Genomic DNA, 15,468 nt, shown 5'->3' on the forward strand with positions numbered 1-15,468 from the left:
ATTTATACCCCAAAAATAGAGTCATTTGCCGTTTAAAATTTAAAATTTAGTTGAATCAAACTCTAATTTAGACGAATGGTAGTTTTAAGCAGATAAATAAAATTGACCGGCCAAACAATTTCTTTATATTTACATGATTGAAGAAACTTTAATTTTTAATGCAGGAAAAGACAAATAAATACTTAATTGTTGCTTTACTAATAGGTGTTATATTTCATGGTACATCTATGTTTTTCACTCTCGAAAACACTTATGATGCATTAATACATTTATTTTTTGCTGAACACTATTCTACTAGTTGGTTCGAACCTTGGAACTATAAATGGTATACCGGATTTACAGTAATGGGATATCCTCCATTGGTTCATCAAAGTATAGGTTTACTATCTTTAATTGGCGGATTAAAATTTGGTATGTTTACCGTAGCAATTATTGCAGTAATTTTATTTATAACTGGTTCGTATAGATTTTCATTATTAATAACAGCTGATAGAAAAGCGGCGGGTTATGCTGCTATTTTAGCAACTTTATCTTCATCATTTGTTGAAACACTTCATATTTTTGGACAATTACCCAGTATTATTGGTGTATCGATATTAATGCATTGCTTACCAGAAATATACCTATGGATTAAAACTGGCAAATATAAATACCTAATTACTTCCATTTCATTATTAGCTGTAACCGTTACGTCACATCATGTTACACCCATTTTTGGAATGATTTTTTTTATTTTTCCATTAATTGGAATGGTAATAATGGATCATTCTAGAGATCAGGTAAACTCAATGAAAGAAGTAACCTTTAAAGTATTTTTAAAATCGTTTTTTCAATTATTTAAACGAATTATAGGATTTGGAGGACTTTCTTTAATGGTTATAATTATTTGCATTTTACCTTATTGGGTAAACTCAAAAGCCAATCCAATAACACAAGTACCAATTCCACATGGTAGTAGAGATAATTTTTTGGAAGTAACCTCATCTGGCTTGGTATTTTTTCTAATTCCTTGGGGTATTTTACTTTTCATTCTACCTTATATATATTATAGATATTATTCAAAAAGATATCTTTTCTTCGGTTTATCTTTTACTTTATTATCAATTTTAGGTACTGGAGGTACAACTCCAATACCTTTAAAAATGCTTGGTGAAACAGCGTTTAATATTTTAACTTTAGATAGATTTACCTTATGGGCTTCTATAATGGCAATACCCATGTTTGGCGAATTTGCTTATCGGTTTGTTGAAGGTGATTTAAAAGAAAAAATTCAACAAAAATTTGGTGCAGTATATCATAGAATTTTAGGTGGTGCATTTATGGGCTTGTTTTTATTTTTTACAGCATTTACAATAACATTAGGTTATTTTAGACCAACTCAGCCTCAAAAAATTAAAATGTTGCCAATTTTAAATTTCCTTAATCAAGATCAGCACGATCACTGGAGATTTTTACCTTTAGGATTTGGAGATCAAATAGCTTGGCTTTCTGCACAAACAAATGCAATGACAGTTGATGGAAATTATCACTCGGCTAGAAGATTACCTGAACTTACTACACGAGCAGTTGAGCGACTTGAAAATTCAAAATTTAGAGGTGTTGAAGGTATTGGAAGTTTACAACAATTTTTAACTGTTCCCGAAAAATATAATTTGAAATATGTTTTTTCTAATGATAAATTTTATGATCCTATCCTATTTTTTTGTGGTTGGCAGCGGCTAAGACAATTAGAAAATGGCATAATGGTTTGGGAAAAGTTAAATGTTCCTCCACTTTCAAAAATATTACCTAAAGATGATGTTCCTATGTTTTTAAAACTAATGTGGGGTATCATTCCTTTATTAACAGTTTTAATAGCATTTGTTTTAAATATTCAAATGGTTTGGTACCAAACTTTAAAAATAAAAATTAAAGAATCGCCTCCGTTTTTAAAATTTAAAAACAATTATTCTAAATTCTCAAGCAAATTAATTCTAATAAATCATATATGGGCGCTTATATTAACCGGTATTTTCTTTTATGGAATCTATTTATTTTATATTAAAAATACCGCACAAATTAGCCCTAAAAATGTTGTTCAATCCTATTACGATGCTTTAGATTTTAAAGAATTTGAGAGAGCACATTCATATTTAAGTCCGGATAGTGATTTAAGTATTGCACAATATATGTTAGAAGTTTCTGTAACAGATGGTATTTTAAGCTCGTATGCAAAATTAGATGCAATTGATGTGGAAATTTTGAATAAAACCGATAAAAGCGCAAAAATAATTGCAAAAACCGAATGGATTACACCCTTAGAAATAATTAATAAAACCTATAAGCACGAGTTGATTAAAAAGGGTAATAAATGGTATGTTATTCCAAACTCTTATGATTTAGATATTCCTCCAGATCAGTTATTTTCCGATAATATTCCTGAGTATTATAACCACGGAAGAAGACGTATTACAACACAACAAACAAATCATGAAGATGTTTTAAAACAACCCGTGTTAGAAATTTTATCGGCATCTTTGGTAAAATATAAAAATCAATATGCTATTGTTGGTGAAATTCAAAATGTAGATAATGTACCCGCAGATGTTGTTTTGAAAGGAACATTATACTCTAAAGAAGATAAAGAATTAGCTACGTACAATGCAAAATATATAATAAAACATAAATTATTACCAAAAGAGGTAACTAGTTTTAGAGTAGATTTTGAAGGAATTGCTTGGCTTAATCCAAATGAAAAAATTCCAGAAACTTTTAACCCAGATGAATTTACCCCAATCGAACTTGAAGATCAACCAACAAAATTTGATTTACAAAGTGCCGGAAATGTAGCCACCACAGATTTGTATAAAAATGTAGCTATATCAGATTTGGATATTAGCGATAAAAACATTGAAGGAACTTTGTTTAATTATGGGATACAAGAAGTTACCATTCCGCAAATATTAATTTCATATTACAATAACAATAGAGAATTAATTTGGGTAGAGCATCAATTTCTAAGAGAAGGTGTTCGAGTGCAACGAAAACAGTATTTTAATTATCCGCTTCAAAAAAATGACAGTATTGAAGTAATTAATAATAGTATAGAGAATTGTTTTGTAAATGGGCTACCAAATAAATCTATTGCCCAAAAAGTAGTTCCTAACAGAAATAAAAACCATTTAAAAGAACAATTACAGCCTATAAATATAAATGGAAATTCCGAATTTAAATTTATTAAAATAGAACTTAATAATTACATTGGAAATCCGAAATAATGAGAAAAACAAGCTACATATCATTTTTTATAATAATTGCAATTGTAATTTCTGCATTTTCAATTAAAATGGTTACACCTAAGAATGATTCTTTTATTCTCAACACAACCTCTAAAACCTTTATTGCGGGTACAGAAATTATATTAACTTTTTCAACTAAAAATAAAACTACACCTTTTCTTTTTATTAAAAACTCCTATGGAAGTAACTTATTAAAACCTGAACAAATTGACACTAAATTAGCTTATAGAATTCCATCGGTATTTACTAAAAAAGCTGGAGTATTAAATTGGACTCTTATTAACGAAGGTGAAAATTTATTAAAAAACAAAATAGAAATTCTTCCAAATACCACTTCTAAAACACTTCTTGAAAGTTATTTAGGACCAAGAAGTGTTTTGGCAGGCAATAAAGATTATTCTATGTTAGTTGTTATTCCCACTGATATGTTTGACAATCCTCTTCCAGAAAACACTTCTGTAAAAATTAACGAACAGTTTTTAAACAACATAAATTCAAAAGAAGAAAAAACTAAAAATCTTATTGTCTGGAACAATATAATGGCAAAAGAAAAAGCTGGATCTATATTAGTTTCTTCTTCTAGTAACACAACAAATTCTAATGAATTAACAACGGTTATATATCCTTCAAATGCCACCAATTTTACGATAAATTTTAAAAGAAATCACCATTTTGCTGATGGTAACCAAATTACATATCTTTCAACTTCTAAAATTGAAGATGAGTTTAAAAATATAATTAGTGACGGAACTATTGTTGAGTTTAACATTACGACATCTAAAAACACCATTTTAAAAACACGCGCTACAACTATAAATGGAATTGCCAAAGCTAAAATTTTACACCCTGATGAAAAAGATACTTGGAAAGTAAAAGCTTTTGTAAATGGTTTGGCCGAAAGTAATGTAATTAGTATAAATTATGAACCTATAATTACCAATTTCGATGTCAACTTTTCTAAAAATAATAGGGAAATAACAGTAGGACCTATTCAAAGTTTTATGAACCAATTGATTCCTGATGGAGCACTGGTAAAACTTAAAATATTTAACAATAATAATTTAATAGAAACAAAAACATCAACATCTTTTAAAGGGTTTGTGTCTTTTAATATTTCGGCTGAATTTTACACAGAAAATAGTTATTCCTTTATTGTGGAAGTTCTAGGTAATTCTAAAACTATTGATACAAAATATTATGCAACACAAACTAAATAAAAATATCTATCGAGGAATTTTAATTCTGTCATTTATTGCCATAAATGTGCTAATTATTTATAGTGTGAGCTTTGTTTTAGCTTATTTAAAAACAGGAGCTGATAGAGCAAACATGCTGCATATAGATATAAAAAGTGAAACTGTTTATGCTCCAAAAATAAATTGGGCCAATTCTGAAAACATTGGACGAAAAATATCTAAACAAGAACTTAAAAGCATTGAGGATAATTATTTAAAATCTTGGTATATAAAAAATACCGCATTTAAAAATAATAGTCCTTACGGAATTGAAGATTTTTATACAGATAGCGCTCGAGTACATATCTTTAATAATTTAAAATTAAATAAGAAACAACAAATTTCAATTGAAGCCACCACGATTAGTCATTCTCCCAAATTAGAATTTTACAGTGAAGATGGGAAACTTGCCGTTTTAACCGATAAAAATGTGGTTGAGTTTCAAAAAATATATAAAAACAATAAGCTTTTATTTAGCTCTACTGACACAAGTTCGTATAAAGTTGTTTTATTATTAGAAGATGGTTTTTGGAGGATAAGACACAAAGTTAAAATTGAAAACGAATATTATAAAGACTCCACTAAAACAATACAACCTAAACAAATTAAAGATTCGGAAATTTTAGTTGAAGGAAAACCATTTACCATAAAAGGAATTAATTATTACCCAAAGGAAACACCTTGGGATATGTTTGGTGAAAATTACAATTTACAAACTATTGAACAAGATTTTAAACTAATTAAAAATTCAGGTTTAAATAGTATTAGAATTTTTATTCAATATGAAGATTTTGGAAAAGAAAAAGTGCAACTCGAAAAATTAGAAAAGCTTAGAGAAGTTTTAAATACTGCTGAAAATATTGGATTAAAAGTAGTAGTTACTTTATTTGATTTTTATGGAGATTATTCTGTGTTAAATTGGACCTTAACTCATAGACACGCAGAACAAATTGTTTCAACATTTATAAACCATAATGCCATTTTAGCTTGGGATATTAAAAATGAACCAGATTTAGATTTTGAGTCTAGAAATAAAGAAACCGTATTAGCATGGCTTTCTCAAATGATTAAAGAAATTAAAAAATTTGACCCAAATCATTTGGTAACAATAGGTTGGTCTTCACCTGAAGCAGCAAATAATTTAGTAAATGAAGTAGATTTTGTTTCGTACCACTATTATAAAAACATAGATAATTTTGAAAAAGATTATGAAACCTTAAAAGAAAATTCTTTAAACAAACCTATAGTATTGCAAGAGTTTGGACTATCTTCTTATGGTGGTATTTGGAATTTGTATAGTAGTAGCGAAACCAAACAAGCGGAATATCATAAAAAAATGCAAGCAATCTTTAAAAAAGATTCACTTGCATTTATGTCCTGGGGCCTATATGACTTTAAAAAGATTCCAACTGCTGTAGCTGGTAGATTACCTTGGAAAAATACTAAACAAAAATATTTTGGTTTTATAAATGAAAACGGCGTTAAAAAAATGTCATTTTTACATATCACTAACTAACTTTACTCCTGAGTTTTTAACCGCAATAGCGTTAAAATGTTCAATATACATATCGGTAATTGTTTCCATTGGTAATGAACAAGCTGCTTTATAATTATTTTTACCTAATTCCATTCTATACTCATCTTTTGTAATAATTTCTTGAATGGCATCTGCTAAAGATTCAGTACTTGTTGGATTAAAAAATTCACCTCTATACCCTTCATCTTTCACCAATAAACTTAAATCTCCTAAATCGGGTAAAACAACTGCTTTACCATAACTTCCGGCCTGGTGTAAAACTCCTGAGCTTCCAGTTGTAGATGTATAAGGAAATACAACCACTGCACTTTTATTAAATATTACTGGCACATCACTTTCTTCTACATAGCCTGTAAATGTTAGGTTTGGCACATGTGCGTACTGCTTTTTAACATTTTCTAAATAACCTGGAGTATTTGGGCTATCGGTTCCTGCTATTACAATCTCAATTTCTTCGCTTGTTCTTTTTCTAATTTCCTGAACAGCTTCTATCATTATTTCAACCTTTTTATAAGTTCCAAATTTCCCAAAAGTCATAACTTTTTTAGGACCTTTTGGTAAATCGAAACTTGGTTCTGGTGGAGTTTCAAAAGATCCGTGAGGGATTAAAACAACATTGTTAGCGTTATATTTTTCACTAAGAATTTCAACATACTTACCAATTGTTACAGCAACTAAATCTGCTTTCAATAAAAACTTTGTTAATGTAGTTCCAATAAAATTATACACCTTTTGTAATAATTTATTCTTTGCAAAACCTGCACTATCTAAATCAACTTGTTCTAAAATATTATGTAGTAAAACAATTGAAGGAATTCTTTTTAATTTAAAAATCATAGGTAATAATAAACCTAAAGCTGCTGGAATTTTTTTATCACCAAACTTCATAAATTGAAGGTTAAATAATACGGCATCTGGTTTTTCTTCATTTATTGCTTTATAAATGCTTAGTACATTTTTATAGCTATTAAATTTCCAACTATCTTTTACTGTAATTTTACAATTATTAGTCTCAAAATCAAGTTGTTTTTCTTCTTCTGTATGATCTGTTATTAATACTATTTCGCTTACTTCTTCTTTTTGAGCGAAGTGTTTTACTAAATGATAACCATACTCTGTTAAAGTTACTTTGCTAGGTGGAAATGCTGTTACTATTGCTATTTTCATAATTTAATATTTTTTGTTCTGTTTAATTTCTATTCAAAAATAATGAGAACAAACAGTTTAAAAATTAATCTTCGATAAGAGGAAAAATAGTTTCGATGAATGGAAAATATATAAGGTTAAAAGAATTTTAAAATGGTTAAACTTTTTAAAATAAAAAAGGGTATTAAATAACTGCTCGGGGTTAAGCAATTTATCCAATCCCTTTATATAAACAAAACAATGTTTTTTTAATTTGTTCTAAATTTTAATTGATTGGATTTATGGTAATAAAAGAAATAACCTAATTGAAAAATCAACAATACAACCATTGCTATAATTTGCATAATTACAACTTGGTGTAAAGAGTTATGAAATGCTATAATTAAACCAATTTGAGTAGAACCCAAAACGGCAGACACGATTACAGGAATATACTTATCTATAGATAAAAAGTAATAGGCAAATATATTGGCTATTGCAAAAATTGAAGTTGCCAATGCATATTTCCATAACAATGGAGAAATGGAAATATACTGTTCTCCAAACATTAATTTCACAACAAACTCTGGGAATAAAAAGGTGAATAAAACTATAAAAGAAGATAGCACAAAAATATAACCAACATATTTTAACAATAAAGGCATGGTGTTTTTTCCTTCTTTTTTAAGCTGAATTACTTTTGGTAACAACAACATTACAAACATCCAGGCAACAAAATAAACAACACGACCAATTAATGCTAAGGACGCATACAAGCCTGCTTGTTCGCTTTCAAAATAATGTTTTACTAAAATAATATCACTGTTGTTTATTAAAATTTGAGTTAATTCGTAAAATGCAGTTAACATAAAAAATGAAGTAATTGCTTTTTTCTCAACTAATTTCTCGGGCACCAAAGTAATTGCTTTCACAATCTTATTTTGAAACGGAAACAAACCAAACACAAAAGAAACTACAATTCCAATTGCTATAGCTACAGAGGTTGGTATAAAAGGCAATAGATAAATAACTCCAAGAGTAATGACTAATCTACTTAACATTTCAAATTGATAAGTAACCGATAATTTGTTTAAAACATCTTTACCTTGAAATAATCCTCTGTTAATACTCATTAAAAAGTAAATTGGTAGTCCAACAGCAAAAATCCAAAACATTGACGATGTTTGAGTGTGAAAAATTAATTGCAAATCTTTATGAAACGCAATTATTAAAGCGGCTAAAATTAGCCCTATAATTACTGCATATTTTGTTGCAAAATTTAAAAACGAATTTAATTTCGATTTTTCAAAAAGCACCGCATATTTTGCTGTTACTATTTGAAAAGTCATACCTACAAAAGACAACACTAATAACAATGTAATTAGTATTGCGGCATCAGAAAATTCAGCTGGACCTAAAATTCGACCTAACAACAAGTTGTAAATATAATTACCTCCGTTCACCAATAAAACCGATAACATAAATAATTGTTCTGGTTTAATTTTTATTGAAGATGTACTGAAACTTAAGATTGATGCTTTCATTTTTTATAAATATTTTAAAAAAGTAGGATATTGAAAAAGACTAGTATGTAAAAATATTTTCCTTTTTAAATAATTGAACTAATTCTTTATCGTACAAGTCCACAATAAAAAAAGCCTTGTTTTTTTTAACTGCCTTTTTATATAAAGAAGAAATGAATTTTACACCAGCGCTATCCATTCCTTTAATTTTATTTATAGAAAGTTTAATATATGCTGATTGATCAATAAGTAATTCGAAGTAATTTTTAATTGAGTTAATCGTTTGTGAGTTTAACTCACCATTTATTTCATATGTTCCCGATTGTTTTGTAATTGAAAGTGCCATAAATAATTGTTTTATTGTTTATACCTGATACAAATATCCGTTCAATCTGCCCGAAAAGTTGAAATTATTCGATGAATTGCGCTTTATTGTCGACGAATTATTAGCACTTTATACTTAAATTGCAATCACAAATAAATAATAAAAAGAGAATGAATTTTCTTAAAAAAATATGCTTTTCAATAGCGTTCATTTTTACATCTGTAACTTTTGCTCAAAACATGCAAGAAGGTTTTCAATATTTGGAAACTGGAAAATTTGATAAAGCTCAAACCTTTTTTCAAAAAATACTTGTTGATTACCCTAAAAATAAAACAGCGAATTTGTGTTTTGGTAGAGCGGTTGGACTTAACGGAAATGCCCCAAAAGCTGTTGAAATATTTACAGATTTATTAAAGGATTATCCTAAAGATCTTGAAATTCAATTAAACTATGCCGAATCTCTTTTATGGGGAAAGCAATTTGAAACAGCAAAAATTTATTATACAACACTAGTCGCCAAAAACCCTACTAATTTTGCTGCTTTACTCGGATTTGCAAATACATTTTCAAATTTAAAAGAATATGAAAACGCTCTTAATTACGTAAACAAAGCGTTGGAAGTTTCAGTAAAAAATCCAAATGCACTCAACTCTAAAAAATACATTCGTTTAGGTTATGCCAATGAATTTGTACAACAACAAAATTACGACAAAGCTATTTCGCTTTTAAATGAAAATTTAATAGATTTCCCAAATGACAAAGAAACCTTATTAAATAAAGTTAATATTTATTTAATGACCAAAGAAACTGAAAATGCTACTAAAATTTATAAGGAAATAGCAACCAATGCCAAAGACAGTTTACTTGCACTAAATGGTTTGGCTTTAGTTTCTCATATTGCCGAAAAAGATAAAAATGCTTTAGAAATAGCTACAAATGCATTGTTAAAATCGAAAAATGTAAAAGACTCTACTTTAACCAAACAAACTTTTGAACGTTATACTCAAGCGCTAATTTGGAACAGAAAATTTAAAGAAGCTGAAAGTAAAATAAATGACTTATTAGCTGATTATGGTAAGGAAAACTGGGTTCTTGCCCTTCGTGCAACCTTAGGAATGTATAGAAGCGACTTTAAAGAAACCATTGCCGATTATAAAGAAATATTAAAAAAAGATTCTCTTTCGTTTGACGGAAATCTTGGAAGCACTAACGCCTATTTTGCGAATGGAGAAATAAAAAACGCATACAAAGGTGTTTTTAAAACATTAGATATTTTTAAAAACCAAAAAGATGCAGTAGGTTTTCTATCTAAAATAAATAAAAATTACACTCCATATGCTGAAGAAAAATTGAGTTATACCTTTGATAATGGAGATAACGTTGCCTACTCTACTTTTACAAAAATAATGTTTCCAATAAATACCAACTTAAGTCTTTCTGCTAATTTTGAATATAGAAAAACCGAAAATACTATTTCCAAACACGAAGCCAAATCAAATAATTTCAATTTAGAAATGCAATATCAATTGCATCCTAAAATTATTTTTAAAGCCAAAACTGGTATTTCTCATGCAAATTCTTTTAATAACCAATACTCCCAAATTTTAGCAGAAGCCTTTTTTAAAATGAAGCCGCTTAAACTGCAAGATTTAGAAATTGGATATAAAAGAGAAGTCCAAAATTTTAATGCTGATTTAATTGACGAAGAAATTGCATCAAATAACCTTATCTTAAATTATAATATTAGTACAAATTTTAAATTTGGATGGTTTACACAATATTTTTACACCACTCAAACCGATGACAATGAAAGAAATCTTTTGTTTACATCTTTGTATTATAATTTCTTGAAAAAACCAGCCCTAAAAGGAGGAGTAAATTATCAATTCATCACATTTAAAAATCAAGTTCCAACTGTATACTTTAGCCCTGAAAAATTTAATGCAGTAGAAGTATTTATTGACATTTCAAAAAATGATAAAAAACTGTTTTATAGTTTAAATGCGGCAACCGGTTATCAATACATTGAAGATCAACCAAAACAATCTACATATAGACTACAAGCAAAACTAGGTTATAATATTTCCGATAGATTAATTACAAATATATATGGAACTCGTAGTAATATAGCCTCTGCAACGGCTTCAGGGTTTACTTTTACCGAGGCAGGCATTGTTTTAAAGTGGTATTTAACAAGAAAACCTACATTTATAAAAAATCTATAACATAAAAAAAACCGAAGTAAACTTCGGTTTAATAGGGGTTTCTAATTATAACAATATCAATTAAACTAACTAATTAATCAATAAGTATACCCCAAAATTAAATATTGTATCGTCCACATATATTAAAATTCGTTAACATATACCTTTTGTTTCGATAAATGATAGGTTTAGTATCGACCAATGGTTTTTAATCTGTTTTAAAATTCCAAACCTGTCCAATTGTTTTTCCTCCTTGAGAATCTTTAACAACTACTTTCCAATAATAAACTTTTGAAGATACAACCTCTACATTTAAATTATTTTCATATTGATTAGAACTCACCTTTTGTGTTGGTGGATTATTTGTCCCAAAAAATATATCATATATTAGAGCATCTTTATCAACATCACTAGCTGTCCACTTCAAATTTACTGAAGCTGTTTGCACTACAGAACTTAACTCAGGACTTACTAACACGGGTGAAAATGGCAAATGATTTTCAGAAGCAACTCCCTCTGTATAAAATTGAAAAGTTGATGAAAAACTACTTGATTCATTTTTACTATCTGTTGCTTTTACTCTCCAGTAATATGCCTTTCCTTTATCCAATGCAAAAGTAGTTGTTGTTTCTGTTACGTTAGTATTGTGTTCAATTTGTAAAAACTGATTATCTTCTGAAATTTGAATTGTATAATTAATGTCGTCTCCATCCAAATCTAATGAAGAACCCCAATTAAAAGCAACCGTGTTATCGGTACACAATAAATTATTAACTGGAGCCTTTAAAACGGGTGTAGATGGTGTTTTGTTTTCAGCAACTGGAATTGACTCTAAATCATTTTCCGAGCTTCCACAAGCTATTATTGCACTTACTAAAAAGATTAGATATAAATACTTTTTCATTTTATTGTTTTATAATTTTAATAACAACTGGCTTGTTTAAATTTAATTTTGCCATATAAACTCCCTTCGGTTTATTTTCTAAATTTAATTGTACACTTCCATACACATTAGAATAATTTTGTTTTGATATTAACTGTCCGTTCATATTAAAAATTTCAATAGCTACCTCTTCTTTTGTAGTTGGCATTGAAATTTGAAACATTCCATTGGTTGGATTAGGATATGCAGTAAATAAATCTGTTGCGTCTATTGTTTTTGAAAAAACACCTTCACAAGCAATATCTGATTTTACTTCAACCTTATCTCCTGCATTAACATCTAAATCGAATGAAGTTGATTGTGTTTTTAAAACACTTGTTCCATTTACAAAAACATTATATGGTGCAGTTCCTTCACCAATATCTATAGATACTTTTCCAGAAGTTATACTTGATTTACCGGTTAAAACACTGCCACTTAAAATTTCAATAGAATAGCAACTACTAACTTTTTCATTTAAATCAAAATCACCTAATATATTTAAACAAAAATTATAAACACCTGGAGATAAATTGGAAACTGTAATACCTTCTGTTGAAAAATTATAGTTAACTCCATTAATAATAGTTTCATAGTTGTAATTTTCTTTAGCTGAAATTATTAATTGCCCATTTTTTATATCTGTACAAGTTTCTCCAACTGCGGTAATATTAAAATTATCGAAAGGTAAACTAAAACAACCTGATGCATTAATATCAGCTCCATAAGGAGTATTCATACAATTATCAAGTTCATCTATTATACCATCTTGGTCTAAATCTTGAAGAAATGCAAACTCATTTATTTCTAAATTGAAGGCCTTAAATTGGTTAAAATCACCTATTATAGAAAATACAACGCCTACTATTTTATTGATTTTTATAGGATTACCCTTTCCATTTTTAAAATTCTTAAATGCTATGTTATATTTTTTTTCCGTTTCATTAGGTTCTATTTGAAACCGTAATCTGTCATTCCAATCTGTTAATCCTTCAGTAACTATAACCACTTCAATAGGTAAATTATTAATGGTTTTAAATTCTAAAACCCCAAACTTCTCCGCATCAAATGCCAAATTACCAGCAATAATGTTTCTAAATAAATTTACTACACCTTTAACGTTTCCTTTTACTGAAGATTTTCTTTCAATTTCATATTTGGTAGAATTTACATCAATAGATCTTTGCTGAACGTTAAATTCAATAGTTTTGGCATCGTCAGTTAAATAATCAATTCCCCAAGGTCCATCTGCTAAGTAAATAGCATCAGTTTGTAAAGAGTTTTCTCCTTTTATAGAAAATCCTATATCAAATAAATTTCCGGTTTCTAAAATTATTTGTTCTTCTACATTTCCCGACAAATTAATATTTTGAGATATATGCTCCGAATAAGATTTTTCTGTACTTCTTTTATTTCCTTCAAAATAAAAAGAGCTGTCGTTAGATTTATTTTTTATATCTAAATACAATTTTCCATTTTTATAAAATCCTTTTTTTACAAAAACAGAAGGAACTCTGTTTTCATTAGATAAATTCTCACTAGACAAATGTACGCTTGTAGCAGACTCCAAATTTGAAATAATTTTATCTGCAATAAAATGTACTTGACCTTTAGTACTTCCCCAAATTTGAAAATTCATATAATCACCAGCAGGGTATTGTTCAATACTCCAATAACTGTGTAATTTATTTTTAGTATTTAGAAGTTCTATTGAAAAATTTAAAGCATACTCTATCAATCCATTATCACGTTCAATCTGAAGCATAATAATTTGATGCTCTTTAACCATAGAAACAGTAGCATCAATTAATGAAGAACTATTTAATCTATCACAAATTACTTTTGAATGATCATAAACTTTGTCCGTTGTTTCAGTTGCCAAAACAGCGGCTACTCTATTATCTGTATTTCCAACGTAATAATCAACTCCAAATATTTGTATTGCATTTGTAACATTTAACAAATCTTCTGCGGTAGAGATATGTGCTGTTTCTGTAGTATTTAATCCCGATTCGGGAAATAAAGTAGCTAAATTAATACCGCTTTCATTTGATTTTCTTTGAATTCCTTTTTTTGAAAATTTAGATTGCTTTTGCTTTTTATTTAACTGATTATTGGTTTTTATTCTTTTAAAATTTCTATTAGCAATAAGACTTGCCAAATCTCCATTACTTTCCAAACCTCCATCATTTGCCGAAGTAACCGTAGTAGGTGGAGGAGCTAAAACTTGTAATTCTAAACTAGTAGTATCTGATTTAGATTGACTATTCGACAACCTGCTTGTTGTTGCTACAACTTCATAAGTACCTTCAGTAAATTCTGGAGCTAAAATAGTTAAACTCCACAATGTATTATCTATTACTAAACCATTTTCCACACCGTATGTATAACCATTAACGGTAACTGTTAAACTATCGTCACCTAACATAGTTCCTCCCCAAGTTCCTGTTATTCTTGGAGACGTATCTTCTGTAGTTAATTTATTTACTGTTGGGGTTAAAATTTCACCCGAAGTAATGTTATTTAGGGTTCCGTTAATAATAATTCCTAATTCTTCCCAAGTTTTATCTAAAACTCCTGGTTCTTTATCGTTTATTCCTCCAATATCTCCGTTAGATGTTTGGCTTGTTGAGGTAAAACCATATAAAGCAATTGCAGAATCACCGTTTATTACAATTCCAAAGGTATTTAAAACATAAGCTTTTATACTTTCTTCAGTAAAACCAAATTCTAGCCACGAATCTGGTCCCGCTCCATCAATATCTGTTCCTGCCGCATAATTAAAAATTCCAGCATTTCTATATGTTAGTTGCAATTCACCATTTCTTGTGCCATTTAACCAGGCAGTTTGTGAAGGAGAAAGTCCAGTTTTAGAATAATCTCTTTGATGAAAAGAAACATAAGGAGTTTTGTTTTTCCAATTAGCTTCGACAAATACGTCCGCAATCATATCTCCAGAAACATCTATTCCTAAATAAAAGGAAGTTAATGGATTCATTTCCGCCATTCTAGTCCTAAAATAATAAACATCATCTGTAATTCCATCACTAAAAGCTGTAGTCTCCTTTTTTGTTTCAACCAATGCGTAATTAGCATTCCCCACAAAATCCTGATCGGCATTAGACTGTTGATCGTCATTTGGATCAAAATTATCGCCTTGCATAATTGCAACCCAAGCACTATTTGTTTGTTTAACAATACTTGTGTTTTGCGATATACTAAAGTTTATAGTAAAAAGAAAAGCTAAAAGTAAAATTTGTTTCATTTAATAACATTTTTAAACAAAATTAACTTTCATTTAAAACTATTATTATCATAT

The 15,468-nt window shown here is 28.6% G+C and carries 9 protein-coding genes; 4 read left to right on the plus strand and 5 right to left on the minus strand.

The features are described from left to right. Nucleotides 1-158 precede the first annotated feature (158 nt). Genes Q0776_RS00850 through Q0776_RS00860 form a run of 3 tightly spaced genes read left to right on the plus strand, consistent with a single transcriptional unit; the run spans nt 159 to nt 6,029 of the window. Nucleotides 159-3,257 carry a hypothetical protein gene (locus tag Q0776_RS00850; RefSeq protein WP_298363684.1) on the plus strand — a complete coding sequence of 1,033 codons (3,099 nt, stop codon included), beginning with the start codon at nt 159-161 and terminating at the stop codon, nt 3,255-3,257. Next, entirely contained in the window at nt 3,257-4,495 is a 1,239-nt protein-coding gene (locus Q0776_RS00855) for a hypothetical protein (RefSeq protein ID WP_298363687.1), read from the plus strand. Before Q0776_RS00850 ends, Q0776_RS00855 begins: the two co-directional genes overlap by 1 nt. Next, on the plus strand, nt 4,476-6,029 hold the full coding sequence (locus tag Q0776_RS00860) for a glycoside hydrolase family 2 TIM barrel-domain containing protein (protein WP_298363689.1): 1,554 nt from the start codon (nt 4,476-4,478) through the stop codon (nt 6,027-6,029). Before Q0776_RS00855 ends, Q0776_RS00860 begins: the two co-directional genes overlap by 20 nt. Here Q0776_RS00860 and Q0776_RS00865 read toward each other — a convergent pair. The 3 genes from Q0776_RS00865 to Q0776_RS00875 form a co-directional block, all read right to left on the minus strand. Continuing rightward, the gene (locus Q0776_RS00865; RefSeq protein WP_298363691.1) at nt 6,012-7,217 is read right to left on the minus strand and encodes a glycosyltransferase; all 1,206 of its coding nucleotides are present in this window, start codon (nt 7,215-7,217) and stop codon (nt 6,012-6,014) included. The two genes, Q0776_RS00860 and Q0776_RS00865, sit on opposite strands and share 18 nt — an antisense overlap. A 227-nt stretch (nt 7,218-7,444) precedes the next feature. Then, entirely contained in the window at nt 7,445-8,719 is a 1,275-nt protein-coding gene (locus Q0776_RS00870) for a sugar isomerase (protein WP_298363692.1), read from the minus strand. 40 nt (nt 8,720-8,759) lie between these two features. Further along, nucleotides 8,760-9,044 carry an STAS domain-containing protein gene (locus Q0776_RS00875; protein WP_298363694.1) on the minus strand — a complete coding sequence of 95 codons (285 nt, stop codon included), beginning with the start codon at nt 9,042-9,044 and terminating at the stop codon, nt 8,760-8,762. A gap of 149 nt (nt 9,045-9,193) precedes the next feature. Between Q0776_RS00875 and Q0776_RS00880 the strand changes: the two genes are divergently transcribed. Continuing rightward, a complete protein-coding gene (locus tag Q0776_RS00880) occupies nt 9,194-11,248 on the plus strand; it encodes a tetratricopeptide repeat protein (RefSeq protein ID WP_298363696.1) in 2,055 nt (684 codons plus the stop codon). A 187-nt stretch (nt 11,249-11,435) separates the two neighbouring features. On the opposite strand, the gene Q0776_RS00885 is transcribed toward Q0776_RS00880, so the two are convergent. Further along, a complete protein-coding gene (locus Q0776_RS00885; RefSeq protein ID WP_298363698.1) occupies nt 11,436-12,131 on the minus strand; it encodes a hypothetical protein in 696 nt (231 codons plus the stop codon). A gap of 1 nt (nt 12,132) precedes the next feature. After that, complete coding sequence (locus Q0776_RS00890) at nt 12,133-15,414, minus strand: T9SS type A sorting domain-containing protein (RefSeq protein WP_298363699.1); 3,282 nt, start codon at nt 15,412-15,414, stop codon at nt 12,133-12,135. Nucleotides 15,415-15,468 lie beyond the last annotated feature (54 nt).

It is taken from the genome of uncultured Lutibacter sp., assembly GCF_947495725.1.
Classification (GTDB): Bacteria; Bacteroidota; Bacteroidia; order Flavobacteriales; family Flavobacteriaceae; genus Lutibacter.

What these genes read in the sequence shown, in the direction of transcription:
- Q0776_RS00850 (WP_298363684.1), top strand. Translation starts at nt 159, where the DNA reads ATGCAGGAAAAGACAAATAAATACTTAATTGTTGCTTTACTAATAGGT.
- Q0776_RS00855 (WP_298363687.1), top strand. Translation starts at nt 3,257, where the DNA reads ATGAGAAAAACAAGCTACATATCATTTTTTATAATAATTGCAATTGTA.
- Q0776_RS00860 (WP_298363689.1), top strand. Translation starts at nt 4,476, where the DNA reads ATGCAACACAAACTAAATAAAAATATCTATCGAGGAATTTTAATTCTG.
- Q0776_RS00865 (WP_298363691.1), bottom strand. Translation starts at nt 7,217, where the DNA reads ATGAAAATAGCAATAGTAACAGCATTTCCACCTAGCAAAGTAACTTTA.
- Q0776_RS00870 (WP_298363692.1), bottom strand. Translation starts at nt 8,719, where the DNA reads ATGAAAGCATCAATCTTAAGTTTCAGTACATCTTCAATAAAAATTAAA.
- Q0776_RS00875 (WP_298363694.1), bottom strand. Translation starts at nt 9,044, where the DNA reads ATGGCACTTTCAATTACAAAACAATCGGGAACATATGAAATAAATGGT.
- Q0776_RS00880 (WP_298363696.1), top strand. Translation starts at nt 9,194, where the DNA reads ATGAATTTTCTTAAAAAAATATGCTTTTCAATAGCGTTCATTTTTACA.
- Q0776_RS00885 (WP_298363698.1), bottom strand. Translation starts at nt 12,131, where the DNA reads ATGAAAAAGTATTTATATCTAATCTTTTTAGTAAGTGCAATAATAGCT.
- Q0776_RS00890 (WP_298363699.1), bottom strand. Translation starts at nt 15,414, where the DNA reads ATGAAACAAATTTTACTTTTAGCTTTTCTTTTTACTATAAACTTTAGT.